The sequence below is a fragment of the Streptomyces sp. NBC_01460 genome (genome assembly GCF_036227405.1).
In the GTDB taxonomy this organism is placed as follows: Bacteria; Actinomycetota; Actinomycetes; order Streptomycetales; family Streptomycetaceae; genus Streptomyces.
Map to the genome: position 1 here is coordinate 1,272,472 of NZ_CP109473.1, position 14,653 is coordinate 1,287,124.

At 74.1% G+C, this 14,653-nt stretch carries 8 protein-coding genes; 2 read left to right on the forward strand and 6 right to left on the reverse strand.

Annotation, left to right across the window (positions count from 1 at the left end; translation table 11 throughout):
* Positions 1-337: 337 nt before the first annotated feature.
* Positions 338-856, forward strand: coding sequence for a hypothetical protein (locus OG488_RS05635; RefSeq protein WP_406461211.1), 519 nt, complete (start codon positions 338-340; stop codon positions 854-856).
* Positions 857-890: 34 nt separating this feature from the next.
* Here OG488_RS05635 and OG488_RS05640 read toward each other — a convergent pair whose 3' ends face one another.
* From OG488_RS05640 to OG488_RS05665, 6 genes are all read right to left on the reverse strand, one after another.
* The gene (locus OG488_RS05640) at positions 891-5,624 is read right to left on the reverse strand and encodes a hypothetical protein (protein WP_329226491.1); all 4,734 of its coding nucleotides are present in this window, start codon (positions 5,622-5,624) and stop codon (positions 891-893) included.
* A gap of 56 nt (positions 5,625-5,680) precedes the next feature.
* Complete coding sequence (locus tag OG488_RS05645) at positions 5,681-6,592, reverse strand: hypothetical protein (protein WP_329226493.1); 912 nt, start codon at positions 6,590-6,592, stop codon at positions 5,681-5,683.
* A gap of 67 nt (positions 6,593-6,659) precedes the next feature.
* Positions 6,660-8,186, reverse strand: a complete 1,527-nt coding sequence (locus tag OG488_RS05650; protein WP_329226494.1) for a hypothetical protein — start codon at positions 8,184-8,186, stop codon at positions 6,660-6,662.
* A gap of 57 nt (positions 8,187-8,243) precedes the next feature.
* On the reverse strand, positions 8,244-11,858 hold the full coding sequence (locus OG488_RS05655) for a hydantoinase B/oxoprolinase family protein (protein WP_329226496.1): 3,615 nt from the start codon (positions 11,856-11,858) through the stop codon (positions 8,244-8,246).
* A 188-nt stretch (positions 11,859-12,046) separates the two neighbouring features.
* A complete protein-coding gene (locus tag OG488_RS05660) occupies positions 12,047-13,465 on the reverse strand; it encodes a HEAT repeat domain-containing protein (protein ID WP_329226497.1) in 1,419 nt (472 codons plus the stop codon).
* Between the two features lie 242 nt (positions 13,466-13,707).
* A complete protein-coding gene (locus tag OG488_RS05665) occupies positions 13,708-14,100 on the reverse strand; it encodes an ankyrin repeat domain-containing protein (RefSeq protein ID WP_329226499.1) in 393 nt (130 codons plus the stop codon).
* A 325-nt stretch (positions 14,101-14,425) separates the two neighbouring features.
* On the opposite strand from OG488_RS05665, the gene OG488_RS05670 reads away from it, so the two are divergent.
* A complete protein-coding gene (locus tag OG488_RS05670) occupies positions 14,426-14,620 on the forward strand; it encodes a hypothetical protein (RefSeq protein ID WP_056787333.1) in 195 nt (64 codons plus the stop codon).
* The last annotated feature ends 33 nt before the right edge of the window (positions 14,621-14,653 follow it).

Genomic DNA, 14,653 nt, shown 5'->3' on the forward strand with positions numbered 1-14,653 from the left:
AAGACGCGTCCGGGCGATTTCCGGCCGCTCTGCCACGGCTTGCTCACCAGTTGTCCCGGTATTCCCTGCGAAGAAATTCGCGAAAGCGACAGAGAACTCCAGGCCGAACGCGGTGCATCCACACACGGCAGTTGGCTGGAATTCTTCGTTCCGTGACCTTTCGGGGCTGGTTGAGGCCTCTTGGCGGGAATCTTCGCGACCTGGCGTTCGTCCAGACGTACGGGGCAGAAGAACCTCACGGGGGTACGTGCGACAGGCGAGCGGCTCCGTCCGCGTAGAACGGGCCCGAGCCGGGCAGCCACCCTTGAGTCGGACAGTGGTGGGGAGTTGAAGGTCCTTGGACACGGATGAGCGCCGGGGCACGGCGGCACCGCCGGCCGCGGCACCGGTGACGGACACGTCGCGAACAGCCGCGTCGGCGGCCGGTGAAGACCCGCGGGGGCACGCGCGATCGGCCGGTGCCCGGATCCCGCGGCAGCTGTGGGTGGAGGAACCCGCGATACGGCGGCGCATGCCGGACCCGGTGCGGACGGCCGCCGTGCGCGCCGTCATCATCCTGGCCCTGACCCTCATTCAGGCCGTGATGGCGTTCCTGTGCACCCTGGCCGGGTCGTGGCTCGCCTTCCCCATGGTGCTGAGCGGTGTGGCGGGCACGGTGGTCGCGACATGGTCGGTGCTGGACGTCTGGGTGACCCGGCAGGTGTGGAACCAGCGCCACGGCGTGGTGTCCGTACCCAGCAGCACCGCGCGACGCATGCGGCGGGAGCGCCGGGCCGCCCGGCGCGCCGCCAGGGCGCGGGTGCGACAGGAGGCCGGGATACGGCGCCGGGGCGAAGGCCGGCTCTCACGGGCCTGAGGGCCCCTGCGAACGGCCGGCGCCCCGGCTTCTCCTACCGCTTCTCCGAGGCCTGGGCCGGAGCGTTCCGCGCGTCCGCCATCTCCGTGCGCATCTCCGGGACGCCGGAGGCCGCCCCGCTCGCCGTGCCGCTCCGCTTGAACATGCGGGTCGCGGTGATCTCCCCGTGGACGGTCTCGCCCTCGGGGTCGTGCTGGGGAAGTCCCGGCCTCAGGTGCTCCTCGACGCTGATGTACTTCAGCCCCGCGCGCAGGTCCGCGTCGTTGCGCAGACGGATGACGAGCGGGAACTCGGCGAGCGCCGTGGTGTCGAACAGGCCGGTCGTGTAGAGCAGCTGGACCCCCAGGGCGTCGGAGACCGCCCGCTGCAGCTCCAGCAGATAGGTGGCGTTGGCGCGCCCGATGGGGTTGTCGAGGAAGAGCGTGCCCGCGTGGCGGTGCCGGTCGCGGCCCCTGTCGTTGCTGCGCAGGGCGGCCATCGTGCAGTACAGCGCGATCGCGGCGGTGAGCAGCTGGCCGCCGGAGAAGACGTCGCCCATCTGTCCGACGGGGACGCGCTCGGCGCGGAGCACCGCGTCCGGCTTGAGGATCTCCACGGCGATGCCCTTGGGCTGCAGCGCCGCCTGCACACCTCGCAGCAGCAGGGACATCCCGTCCCTGCGCAGGTCGGAGTTCTTCTTGAGGGCCGCGTGGGTGGCCTCGTCGATGACCTCGCCGAGCCGCTCGGTGAGCGTGGCCTGGTCGGGTTCCTCGAAGCGGATCCGGAGGAACTCCTGTCCGGACCACTCCCCCAGTCCCTCGGGCAGCTGGGAGAGCCGCTGGGCGGAGCGGAGTGTCGTGAGGGCCGACTCCACCAGGCCGCGGAGCCGGTCGACGATGGAGTCGCGGTTGCGCTCCAGCTGGGCCAGCTCGTCGGTGAGCACCCGCAGCCGGGGCGCGAAGGCCGTGGCCCACTTCTCGGCGTGGTCCGGCAGAGCCACTGCCGGGAGTTCCCGGATCTGCTGCCGGGCGGGGGTGCGGACCTGTTCGTAGCGGGTGGAGTTGGCGTGCCGGACGAGGACGTCGCTCGCCTCCCGTACCGAACTCTCCGCGGCCGAGAGGTCGGTGGCGCAGCCGCGCAGCGAGCGGCGTGCCTCACCGGCGGACCGCCTCGCCTCGTCCAGGGTGCCGGGGTACGGGTCGGGGGCCTCGGTCTCGTCCTCCGCCCCGTGGTCCCTGAGCAGGTCGCGCAGGAGCGCGGCGGTCTCGTCGAAGCCGCTCGCCGAGTCCTCGGCGGTGCGGTGGGCGCGCAGCAGTTCGGCGTGGGCGACGCGCGCGGTGTCCAGCGCGGCGGTGGCGGAGGCCAGCTCGCCGGTGGCCGTACGGAGCAGGGTCTGGGCCTCGTCGGCGTCGGCCGGGGCGAGGTCGGCGGGGAGCTCGGTGTGGTGGGGTGCCTCGTCGGCGGGGGCGAGGCGCTCGGCCTCGCCGCGCAGCCGGCCGAGCTGTTCGCTGGCCGTGGACGCCCGGGTCTCCAGGAGCTGGACGTGGGACTCGGCACGGGCCGAGGCCGCCTGGCGTGAGGGGCCGTCGGCGCCGTCCGTGCCCTCGAGGAGCTGGGCGGCGCGGGTGCGGACCTTGTTGGTGAGGCGGTCGAGCTCCGCCAGGGCGGCGCTCTCGTCGCTCTCGGCGCGTGCCTGCTCGGCCCGCAGGTCGGCTCCGACGCCCACCTTCTCGTACAGCCGGGAGGCCGCGCGGTACGCCTCGCGCAGGGCGGGCAGGGAGGTGCGCGCGGTGGAGGGGTCCGGCTCGGGGAGCTTCTCCGGGACGCCGGCGATCTCGGCGCGCTCGGCGCGCAGGGCCCGGGCGGTGCGGTGGGCGTCGTCCGCGGCGCGCTGGGCGGCCCGGCGGTCCTCGTCGGCGGCGCGTGCCCGCTCCAGGCAGACCGTCGCCCGTGCCTCCGACTCGGCTGCCTCGTCGGTCAGTTCACGCAGGCGCGCCTGCCAGCCCGCGCGGTCGCGGAGACGGTGGGCCAGGCCGGCGAGCGCGTCGGCGGTCCGTCGGGCGCGCTGGGCCGCCTCCTGCCGCTCGTCGCGGACACGCGCGGCGTCGGCGGCGGCCTCGTCCGCCTCGGCGCGCACGGTGCGGGCCTCGTGGAGGGCGGCTTCCGCGGTCTCCGCGGCGGCACGGGACGTACGGGCGGCTTCACCGAGCTCGGCGAGCATGCCGGGCGGGCAGTCGGCGCGCCAGGCCCCGATGCGGGCGGCGAGCGAGCGGTCGGCGGTGAGCCGGGCCGCGAGCGTCCTGATGTCCTCGTCGCGCGCGGCGGCGCGGGCCCTGAGTGCGTGGCGTTCCTCGTCGGCTGCGTGTTCGTCGTGCATCGCCGGGTTCGGCGGGACGAGGAACACATCGTCGGCGGCGGCGCCTCCGGGGGCCGGTACGGGCGCGAGGAGCGCCGCGGTGGTACCGACGGCCACGGCCGACCGGGGCAGCAGGGCGGCGGCGGCCAGCACCTCGCGGGCGCGGGTGTGCGCGTCCGGGTCGGTGATGACGACGCCGTCGACGAGCTCGGGCCGGGCGGCCAGCACCGCGGCGTGGTCGGCGGGGTCGACCGCCTGGGCGAGGTAGCGCCAGCCGGGCAGGGCGGGGATGCCGTGCTCACCGAGGTACTCGACGGTGGCGAGGACGTCGGGACCGGGGGGCAGCAGCCCGCCGTCACCGAGGGCCCCGAGGATGCGTGAGTCGTCGGCGGCCGCCGTGCGCAGGTCGAAGAGCCTGCGCTCCGCGGTGGTGACGCCCTGGTCGAGGAGGTCGCGCAGCTCGTCGGCGCTGTTGTCGAACTCCTGGGCCGTGAGGGCCTGGGGGTCCCCCGAGGCCTCCTGCGCGCCGTCGCCGCTCTCGTCCGCACCGGCCGCGCCCCGGCGGGGTCGCGGGACGCCGGCGCCCGCGGTGGGGAGGCCCAGCAGGTCGGCGAGGCGGTGGTCGGCGGCGATCGACTCGGCGGCTCTGCGCTCGGCCTCGTAGGACTGCTCGGCGGCCTCCGCCGCGTCGGCGGCGCGGGCGGCCGCGAGCTCGGTGCGGCTCTCCGCCGCCGCGGCCTCCCGCGCCTGGTCGCCGGTGGCCCGTGCGGCCTCCCGCGCGGTGTCCCAGGCGGCGACGGCACTCTGTTCGGCGTCGTTGGCGGCGAGGGCGGCCCGGGCGGGGTCGGCGTCCGGCGCGGTGTCGTCGAGCCATCCCGCCCGCACGGCCTCGGCGGTCTCCTGCTCGACCTCGGCGAGGCGCTGGCGCAGGTGGCCGGCCTCGCTGCGGGCGCGCTGGGCCTCGGTGGCGGCGGTGGTGGCGTCCCGGTGCGCGGTCTCCCCGGTGGTCTGCAGGGTGGCGGAGCGCTCCTCCTCCTCCTCGGCGACCCGTTCTCCCGCCTCGGCGGCCGTGTGCAGGGCGCGTACGAGGTCGGCGGCCGCCGTGGCGCGTGCGGCCAGGGCGGGCGCCGCGTCGCGCTCGGCCTCCTGGATGGCGACGGCGACACGGGCGGAGCGGTCGGCGGCGGCACGGTGGCGCAGGACCGCTTCGGCGGCCTGCCAGGCGGCGTGCAGGGTGCGCGCCTCGCCCAGCTCCCGGCGCTGGGCAGCCGCGCTCCTCTCGGCGGCGGTCAGGGCCAGGGAGGCGTGCCGGTAGGCCAGTTCGGCGGCGATCAGGCTCCGGTGGCCACGGGTGGCCTCGGCCTCGGTGACGGTGTCGGCCGTGACCGTGACCTGCTCGGCGAGCTCGGAGGTGCGGCCGCGCTCCTCGGCGGCGCGGCCGGAGAGCCGGCGGGCGAGGGTGCGGGTGCGCCGTTCGGCACCGGCGTGGACGTCCCGGCTGCGGGCCCTCGTCGCGGTGGCTTCGACGATCCGGCCCAGCAGGTCGACGGAGCCGGCGGTGAAGTCGCGTTCGGCGGTGAGCTCGGCCCGTCGGCCGAGCTTGTTGCCGAAGCCGCTGACGAGGTCGGCGAGGCCGTCCGTGTCGCGGGTGTCGGTGACGGCCCGCAGCAGCAGGTCGGTGAAGTCGGAGTCCTTCTTGACGGCGAAGAGGCCCGCCGCCTCGCCCTCGTCGGCGTTCATCTCGCGCTGGTAGCGGAAGAGTTCGGGGTCGAGCCCGAGGTCACCGAGGTGCTCGTTCCACCGGTCGTGGATCTCCTCCCAGTGCACGTCCAGGTGCGGGTAGAACCTGCCCGCGTCGGTGAGGGCGTCACGGAAGCCCTTCATCGTGCGGCGCCTGCCACGGGCGCCCGAGACACCCTCGGCGGGGCGGCCCACCGTGGTGGCCTCGGCGACGGGGAGGCTGTCGAGGCTGAGACCGGGCCCGGGGCGGAAGGAGTACCAGGCCTCGGCGAACTTGCGGGGGTCGTTGGAGACCTGGCGGCCACGCCACTCGCTGACCTTGCCGACGACCACGCACTCGCCGGTGAGCGTGTGCTGCCACTCCAGGGCCACGTGCCCGCAGTCGTCGGCGAGCAGGAACTTGCGCAGGACGCCGGAGCTGGCACCGCCCAGGGTGTTCCGGTGCCCCGGCAGCATCACCGAGAAGATCAGCTTGAGCAGGACGGACTTGCCGCCGCCGTTCTCCAGGAACAGCACGCCCGCGGGCGCCGGGCGGCGCGGGGGGCCGACGGGCTCGTCCTCGAAGAACTCCGCCTGGGCCGGCGCGGGCCTGGGCACGGGCTCTCCGACTCCGCGCAGGTCGAGCACGGTGTCGGCGTAGCGCGCACCGGCGGGCCCGATGGAGTAGAGGCGGACCCGGGACAACTCGTACATGGCGGCGGACTCTCGTCGTTCAGGAGGCGGGCGGCTGGTGGGGCGGCGGGCGGGGCTCAGGAGTGGAAGGGGAGTCCCGCGTCGGCGGCCAGTTCCAGGCCCTCCGTGTCGGGCGGGGGCAGCAGGGTGGCCGAGCCGTCCGTGACCGGGACGACGCCGAGCTCCAGCAGCTCGGCCATGGCGGCGCTGCCCGCCATGTCGCGCACCTGGAGCTGGTAGCGGGCCGTGGTGCGGTAGGCGCCGCCCGCGTCGTCCCCGGTGCGCTGGAGGAACCCGGAGTCGGTGAGGAAGGCGACGGCCTTGCCGATGATGCCCGTGGTGGATCCGGCGAGGCGGCGGGCGTCCTTGGTGGCTCCGGTGGCGCTGCGCCGGGCGTAGATCCGCCATCCCGACTCCAGGCCGGGGGCGTCGGTGGCCGGGTCGGTGTTGTCCCCCTGCTCCTCGGCCCGCTCCTCCAGGCGCCGGCAGGCCTGGCGGACGAAGGCGTCCACGCCGTTGACGGTGATGCGGCCGATGTAGGAGTCGTCGGCCAGGTCCTCGGGGCGGGGGAAGGCCATGGCGGCGACGGCGAGGTGGGCGAGGCCGTGCAGGAAGCGGTCGGCGGAGTCGGAGGAGGCGCGCCGGGCGTAGTCGCCCATGCGTACGGCGAAGACGGAGTCCTCGCCCGCGGTCACGGCCATCCCCGCGCGGGTGGAGACCTCCAGGACGATGAGTCCGAGTCCGGTGGCGACCGCGTCGGCGAGCCGCGCGAAGGCGGGCTCCTCGCGGTACCGGCGGAGCAGTTCGGTGTACTCGGCGTCGCGGGCCGGCAGCAGCTTGGGCTGCAGCCCGAAGGAGACGAGCCGGGCCGCGTCGGCCGCGTCGGCGGGGGTGACGGCGGTGGGAGCGGCCGGCCGTGCGGCGTCGGCCGCCTGCGTGGGGGACGGGTCGCCCCACGCGTCGGTGTGCTCGGCGTGCTGCTCGCTCAACTCGGTGACTCCTCGGTACGGGTGCCGCTCCCGGGCGGCAGGGGGTGGGTGGTCGGGCCGGGGACGCTCATGAGGCGTCCTTGCGGTCCGCGGCCATGCCCGCCGCGTCCAGCAGGGCCATGCCCACTATCAGGTCGGCCCCGCCGAATTCACGGTCTTCGAGCGGGGTGCCGTCGTCGACGGCGAAGAGCAGCCTGCGTTCGCCCTGCCGGTAGGCCGTCCCGACCGGTGGGCTCGCCGCGTGGACGGCGAGCAGGGCGACCAGGTAGGGCAGTTCGGGATCGCGCAGCCGGGCCTCCGCGAGGAGCCCGGAGAGCCGGCGGGGGGCGTCGTGCTCCAGGTCGAGCAGGTCCATGGCGTGTCCGAGCTGCTCCTCGCTGAACCGGCTGTCGTCCGGGGTGGCGATGAGGTCGGGCTCGGGCATCTCGGCGCCCAGGTGCTCCCGCTCGACCGGGGGCATGAGCAGCAGGTCGACGAGGTCGCCGACCCGGACCGATGTGGGTGTGCGCAGCCCGGTGCCGTGCGCGAAGAACGCGTCGGTGGCCCGGGTGGCCTGCTCGACGGGGAGCGGCAGCAGCGGGACGACGAGCTGTCCGTACAGGTCGAGGCCGGCCCGTGCGGTGGGGGCGGCGAAGGACTGCCGGTCCTGCTCGGCGCGGAAGAGCGGCCCCGCCTCCAGCAGCCTGGACTGGAGCTGGGTGTGGCGGCGGATGCAGTCCTTGACGATGTCGACGAGCTCGGCGGCGCGGCGCTTGTTCTCGGGCTCCTCCGCCTCGTCCCTGGCCTTGCGGATGTTGGTGAGGATCGCGTTCTCGTGGCGGTAGCGGTCGGCGACGTGGTCCAGCGCCTCGGCGATCATGTCGGGCACGGCGTTGAGCCAGTCGACGGCGCGGACGTTGCGCCGGGTCGCCTCCAGCGTCCTGCGGAGCGTCTCGGCGTACTGCACGGTGCGGTAGCGGGCCTGCTCGGCGGCGAGCTGCGCGTCGGCGAGGCGGCCTCTGCTGACGAGTACCTCCAGCTTCACCTCGGCGGCGATCTGGGCGCTGGTGACATCGGTGTCGAGGGCGCCGACGAGGACGTTGACCGCCTCGTCGGTGGCGCGGAGGTAGACGCTGCCGCCGTGGCCGGGGACCTCCTCGATGAGCTTGAAGTCGTAGTCCCTGCGGACGTAGACGCCGTCGGGGCCGAAGGTGCCGTAGACCGCGCGGAACCCGCGGTCCACGCTCCCGACGTTGACCAGGTTCTCCAGGACCCAGCGCGCGACCCGCTCGTGCTCGGTGACGGGCCTGCGCGGTGCCTGGGCCGCGACCCGCGGGAGGAGCCTGGCCACTATCTGGTCGTGGTCGGCGCCCGTGTCGAAGTCCATGTTGAGGGTGACGAGGTCGATCGCGGCGAGGGCGACCTCGGCCATCGCGTAGACCGTGTACTCGCCCGCCAGATTGGCCTTGCGCACGTCGAGGTCGTGCAGCGGAGCCGTGCAGGCGAGCGCGCGCAGCCGACGCGAGAGCCCCTCGTCGGCGGCGGGGCCCGGAGCGGGCCTCGGCCCCGCGCTGAGCTGCGGCGCAGCGGTGTGGGTGTCGGCAGGCGAAGTCACGCTGCACAGATTAGGTCCTCACACCGACAACGGTCGAAACGGCGCAGAAGCGACCGGTCACGGACGCCCGTAACCGCCGCCTCCCGGGGTGCGCAGCACCAGGACGTCCCCGGCCTCGAGCTCGGCGGTGTCGCACCCTTCGAGCGGGGTGGCCGGTGCCCCGCGCGCCCGTTCGACGTACTGCTCGCCGAGGGCTCCCGGGCCGCCTCCCGCCATGCCGTACGGGGGGACCCGGCGGTGTCCCGAGAGGAGGGCCACGGTGACGGGTTCGAGGAAGCGGAGCCTGCGTTCCACCCCGCGTCCGCCGTGCCACCGCCCCGTCCCGCCGCTGTCCTCGCGTACGCCGAAGCTCTCCAGCAGCACCGGGTAGCGCCACTCGAGGACCTCGGGGTCGGTGAGCCGCGAGTTGGTCATGTGGGTCTGGACGGCGTCCGCGCCGTCGAAGCCGTCGCCGGCGCCGGAACCGCTCGCGACCGTCTCGTAGTACTGGACCCGGTCGTTGCCGAAGGTGAGGTTGTTCATGGTGCCGGACCCCTCCGCCTGGACTCCCAGGGCTGCGTAGAGGGCGCCGGTGACGGCCTGGGACGTCTCGACGTTGCCGGCGACGGTCGCGGCCGGGTGGACGGGGGCCAGCATCGATCCCTCCGGGACGCGGATGTCCAGGGGCTTCATGCAGCCGCTGTTCAGGGGGATGTCCTCCTCGACGAGGGTCCGGAAGACGTAGAGGACGGCGGCCATGACCACGGACGTGGGTGCGTTGAAGTTGCCGGGCTGCTGCGGGGAGGTGCCCTCGAAGTCGAGGACGGCCCGGCGTGCGTCGCGGTCCACGGTGACGCGGACAGCGATGACGGCGCCGTTGTCGGTCTCGTAGCGGCAGGAGCCGTCGTGCAGACCGGCCACGATCCGGCGTACGGACTCCTCGGCGTTGTCCTGGACGTGGCCCATGTACGCCTCGACGACGTCCTGCCCGAACTGCCGGGTCATCCGGCGCAGTTCCGTGATGCCCTTCTCGTTGGCGGCGATCTGGGCGCGCAGGTCGGCGAGGTTGGTGTCCGGGTCGCGCGAGGGGTGTGCGGCGGTGGTGAGCAGGGTCCGGGTCTCCTCCTCGCGGAGGGTGCCGTCGCGCACCAGCAGCCAGTTGTCGAAGAGGACGCCCTCCTCGTCGACCGTACGGCTGAAGGCGGGCATGGAGCCGGGGCTGATGCCGCCGATCTCGGCGTGGTGGCCGCGTGACGCCACCAGGAAGCGGAGCACGGGCTCCCCCTCCGTGGGCCCGTCGACGTCGAAGACGGGCGTCACGACGGTCACGTCGGGCAGGTGCGTACCACCGTGGTACGGGTCGTTGACGGCGTACACGTCCCCGGGACGCAGGGTGTTCCCGTTGCGCCGCAGCACCTCCTTGATGGTCTCCCCCATCGACCCCAGGTGGACCGGAATGTGGGGGGCGTTGGCCACCAGGTTGCCGTCCGCGTCGAACAGCGCGCACGAGAAGTCCAGCCGCTCCTTGATGTTGACGGAGTGCGCCGTGTTCTCCAGTCGTACGCCCATCTGTTCGGCGATCGACATGAAGAGGTTGTTGAACACCTCAAGCATGACCGGGTCCACCCGGGTGCCGACGGCGGTCCGCTCGGGCCGGGGTTCCACCCGGTGCAGCACGAGGTGACCGGCCGTTCCCACGGTGGCCTTCCAGCCGGGATCGACGACGGTGGTGGCGTCGTCCTCGACGACGACGGCCGGGCCGCTCACGGTGTCCCCGGGGCACAGCGCCCCGCGGCGGTACAGTCCGGCTTCCCGCAGGTCGCCCCCGGCGGACAGCGTGACGGTGTCCAGGGGCCGGAGCCGCCCGCTCCTGGTGCGCGCGACGGCCCGGGGCGGGGTGTGCGGTCCGGCCGTTCCGGTGGCTTCCACGGAGACGGCCTCGACCACCAGGGGTCTGTCCGCCGTGAATCCGTACCGCGCCCGGTGGAGGCCGGTGAACTCCTCGGTCATGGCGGCGACGCTGCCGTGGGCGACGGGCAGGGCGGCGTCCGTTCCCTCGTAGCGCAGGAGGATCCGTGCCCGGGTGCCGATGGCACGGTCGGGGACACCGTCGGCGCGGAGTTCGGCGCGGGTGCGCTCCGCCAGACCGTCGCAGACGCCGTCCACCCGCCTCCCGGTCCCCTCGTCCAGCCGGGCCTCGACGGACTGCTCGCGCATCGCGGCGGCGTCGGCGAGGCCGATCCCGTACGCGGAGAGGACCCCGGCGAGCGGCGGGACGAGGACGGTGTCGATGCCCAGGGCGTCGGCGACGGCGCAGACGTGCTGTCCGCCGGCGCCGCCGAAGCCGGTGAGCGCGTAGCGGGTGATGTCGTGACCGCGCTGGACGGAGATCTTCTTGACGGCGTTCGCCATGTTGAGCACGGCGATCTCCAGGAAACCGGCGGCCACCTCGGCGGCCGTACGCCGGAGTCCGGTGGCGGCCGACACCTCCTCGGCGAGCTCCTCGAAGCGCTCGGCCACGAGAGCGGCGTCGAGCGGCTGGTCGCCCGAGGGGCCGAAGACGGCGGGGAAGTGCTCCGGGCGGACGCGCCCGAGCATCACGTTGGCGTCGGTGACGGTGAGCGGCCCGCCCCGCCGGTAGCAGGCCGGACCGGGGTCGGCCCCTGCCGAGTCGGGGCCGACCCGGTAGCGGCGGCCGTCGAAGTGCAGGACGGAACCGCCGCCGGCCGCCACGGTGTGGATGCTCATCATGGGCGCGCTCATCCGCACGCCCGCCACCTGGGTGCCGAGCTCACGCTCGAACTCCCCCGCGTAGTGGGAGACATCGGTGGACGTGCCGCCCATGTCGAAGCCGATCACCCGGTCGTGGCCGGCCTGCTCCGACGTGCGCACCATGCCGACCACGCCCCCGGCGGGTCCGGAGAGCACCGCGTCCTTGCCCCGGAAGTGCGCGGCCTCCCGCAGTCCGCCGTTGGACTGCATGAACATGAGGCGGATTCCCGCGAGTTCACCGGCCACCTCCTCGACGTAGCGGCGCAGGATCGGCGAGAGGTAGGCATCGACGACGGTCGTGTCGCCGCGCGGCACGAGCTTGATCAGCGGGCTGACCTCGTGCGAGCAGCTGACCTGGGTGAAGCCCGCCGCCCTGGCCTCCTCCGCGACCGCCCGCTCGTGGTCCGGGTGGCGGTAGCCGTGCATGAGCACGACCGCGGCGCTGCGGATCCCGTCCGCGGCGGCCGCCCTCAGCCGCTCCGCCACGGCGGCGCGGTCGAGCTCCTTCACGACCGCGCCCCGGGCGTCGGTGCGTTCCGGGACCTCGACGACCCGGTCGTACACGGCCTCGGGGAGCAGGATGCGGCGGTCGAAGAGGCGCGGCCGGTTCTGGTAGGCGATCCGCAGGGCGTCGCGGAAGCCCTCGGTGATGACCAGGGCCGTCGGCTCGCCCCGTCGCTCGAGCAGGGCGTTGGTGGCGACGGTCGTGCCCATCTTGACGCCCGCGACCCGCTCGGTGGGGACCGGGTCGTGGGGGCCGAGACCGAGCAGCAGCCGGATTCCGGCGACGGCCGCGTCGCGGTAGCGGTCCGGGTCGTGCGAGAGCAGCTTGCGGGTGACCAGCCTGCCCGCGGGGTCACGTCCCACCACGTCCGTGAAGGTGCCGCCGCGGTCGATCCAGAACTCCCAGCGTCCGGTCATCCCTCCATTCTCGCGTGGGGGACGGACCCGTGCAGAAGCGGTGGGACCCGGCAGGGCGTCGCGGGGTCCGGCGCCTGGCCCGGTGGCGGTGCGGTGAGCTTCCGGCCGTGGAACGCCCCACGGGCGTTCGCGCGCCGCGCGCCCCCGGCGCGCGGCATCCGGACTCGGTCGGCCGTCGGGGCGCCGGTTCAGACGGCGGGTGCGTCCGGCCCGATCCTGCTGCGTACCGCGGTCTGGACCTCGGCCTCCTCGGCGGGGTCGGCGGCGAGCCGCCTCAGCCGTTCGGCGACCCGGATGTCACCGGTCTCCGCGTGGTGTGCGGCCAGTTCCCGGGTGGTCTCCTCGCAGTCCCAGAGGCATTCCACGGCGAATCCGCTGGCGAAGGAGGGGTCGGTGGCGGCCAGTGCCCGGGCGGCCCTGCCCCGCAGGTGCGAGGAGGACGTCTCCCGGTAGACGTGGCGCAGGACGGGTGCGGCGCAGGCGATGCCGAGGCGGCCGGTGCCGTCGACGAGCGTCCACAGGCGCGGGGCGTCGGGGCCCTCGCCCCTGACCGCCTCGCGCAGCGCGGCGAGGACGAGCGGCGCGTCCTGGACGGCTCCGCGGCAGGCCAGCACTCCGGACGCCGAGGCTCCGAGGGCGTCGGGCCGGTGGGCCCAGCGCCGGGCGCGGTCGACCGCCGCCTCTCCGCACATGCGCTCGAAGGCGGCCACGGCCGCGTCGGCGACGGTGCGGGACGGGCCGACCGCGGCCTGTTCGACGAGGTCGAGCACGGCGGGGTCGCGGACCTCCGCCAGATAGTGCAGGGCGGCACAGCGCGCGCCCTTTGATCCGCTGCGGGCCGCCTCGACGATCAGGGGGCGGTCCTCGGCTCCGGCGACGGCCGAGAGGCAGCGGGCCGCGGGGACGTGGAGCGCGCTGCCGCGCTCCAGCCCTTCCTGGGCCCAGTCGAAGACGGCCTGGACGCTCCAGCCGGGTCGTGGCCCGCCCGGCCGCATCTGGCGCTGCCACCGGTCGAAGGAGCCCTGCTCCGCCGCCGCCCTGACCCGGCCGCCGACCGCTTCGCGCGGGTCGTCGGCCCAGAGCCGCCAGGGCCGGGGCTCGAAGGCGTCGCGCACGGCGGCCGCCAGGTCGGCGGAGCCCTCGGCGCCGGCGGGGAACCGGGCGAGCACCGGCTCGGCGAGGGAGCGCAGGCCGGCGTCGTCGTCGCGCAGGGCCAGCTCGTCGAGCGCCCAGGCCCAGTTGGCGCCGGTCGCGGCGTACCGGCGCAGGAGCGCGAGGGCGTCGTCACGTCCGTAGGAGGCGAGGTGGCCGAGCACGGCGAGCGCGAGGCCCGTGCGTGAGTCGTCGGTGTCGAGGTGGTCCTCGGGGTCCCACAGGTGGCGCTCGATCTCCTCGGTGCCGCCGTCGAGGTCGAGGTACAGGCGCGCGTAGTAGAGGGAGCGGTTCTCGACCTGCCAGTCGTGACGCGGATCGCTCAGGACGCAGTGGTTGAGAGCCGTGAGGGCCTCCGGGCGGGGGGCGGCGAGCGCGTGGAGCGTGCCGTCACCGCGGCCCCTCTGCAGCAGGCCGAGCAGGGTGCCGCTCGGCGCTATGAACGGATCGAACATGGGGAAAGCCTCACATCAAGCTGTCGACGCAACCGGGACTGTGCTGTTCCATGTGCCGGGGAGACATCCCCTAGGCCGCGCAGCAACATGATCGGCCGACCGCCGTCTTCTGCCTGGTGCTCATCTTCCTCTGCCTCTCGTCGGTGGCCCGGAACGGACCCGCGACGTCATGATGACCCAGCCATTTCGCCGACGCGACCACATTTACGACGCACCGGCCGGCCGGTGGCCCGGGCGGCGTCTCAGCGCGCACCGAACAGTTCCAGCAGGTCGCCCTTGCCGAACATGCGTGCGGTGTCCACCGCGGACGGGGTTCCGGCGGCCGGATCGGCCCCTGCGGCGAGCAGCGCGTCGACCACGTCGCGCTCCCCCTTGAAGACGGCACCGGCCAGCGGGGTCTGCCCCCGGTCGTTGGCCCGGTCCGGGTCGGCGCCGCGGCCCGCGAGAGCGGCGACGGCCGGAGCGTGGCCGTGGTACGCGGCGAGCATCAGCAGGGAGTCACCCCGGTCGTTGGTGAGGTTCGCGGGGACTCCCGCGTCGACGTAGGCGGCGAGAGCGTCGGTCTCTCCCCGGCGGGCGAGGTCGAAGACCTTGGTCGCCAGTTCGACCACCTCGGGATCGGGGGTTTCGCTCATCGGACGGACCGCCTTCCATTGCCGTTGTCGCCGTTACCGACCTGGTGGGGGGTACGGCGGGAGGGCCGTACGAGTGAATCGTCAGGGTACTGCTCCGGCGTGGTCGTCAGTCTGCCCGGCCGCGGCGGAAGATCACGCCGAGGGCGCCGATTTCCGGCGGGGACGGGGCCGGAGGGACTCAAAGGGCTGCCGGGCAAGGGCATTTCACCCACCGGTCGAGTGAAATAAGACGGTATTCACTCACTTGCACCTTTTATCGTATAGGTACATCTTGTGATCCTGGAAGTACTCATGGTGACTGTCCCCTCAACCAGGAGAACCGCTCATGATCCTCTCCATCTCCGGCGTGGTCCTGCTCGGCATCATCGCCTTCCTGTTCTTCAAGAAGGACGGGCTCAAGGCCTCCCACGGCCTCATCTGCGCGCTGTTCGGCTTCTACCTGGCCGGCACCGCCATCGCCCCGAGCATCACGGCCGGCGGGGCGAGCCTCGCCAGCATGCTCGGCGGAATCAAGTTCTGACGCTCCGAGACCGCTCCCACCTCTTCAGGAGAC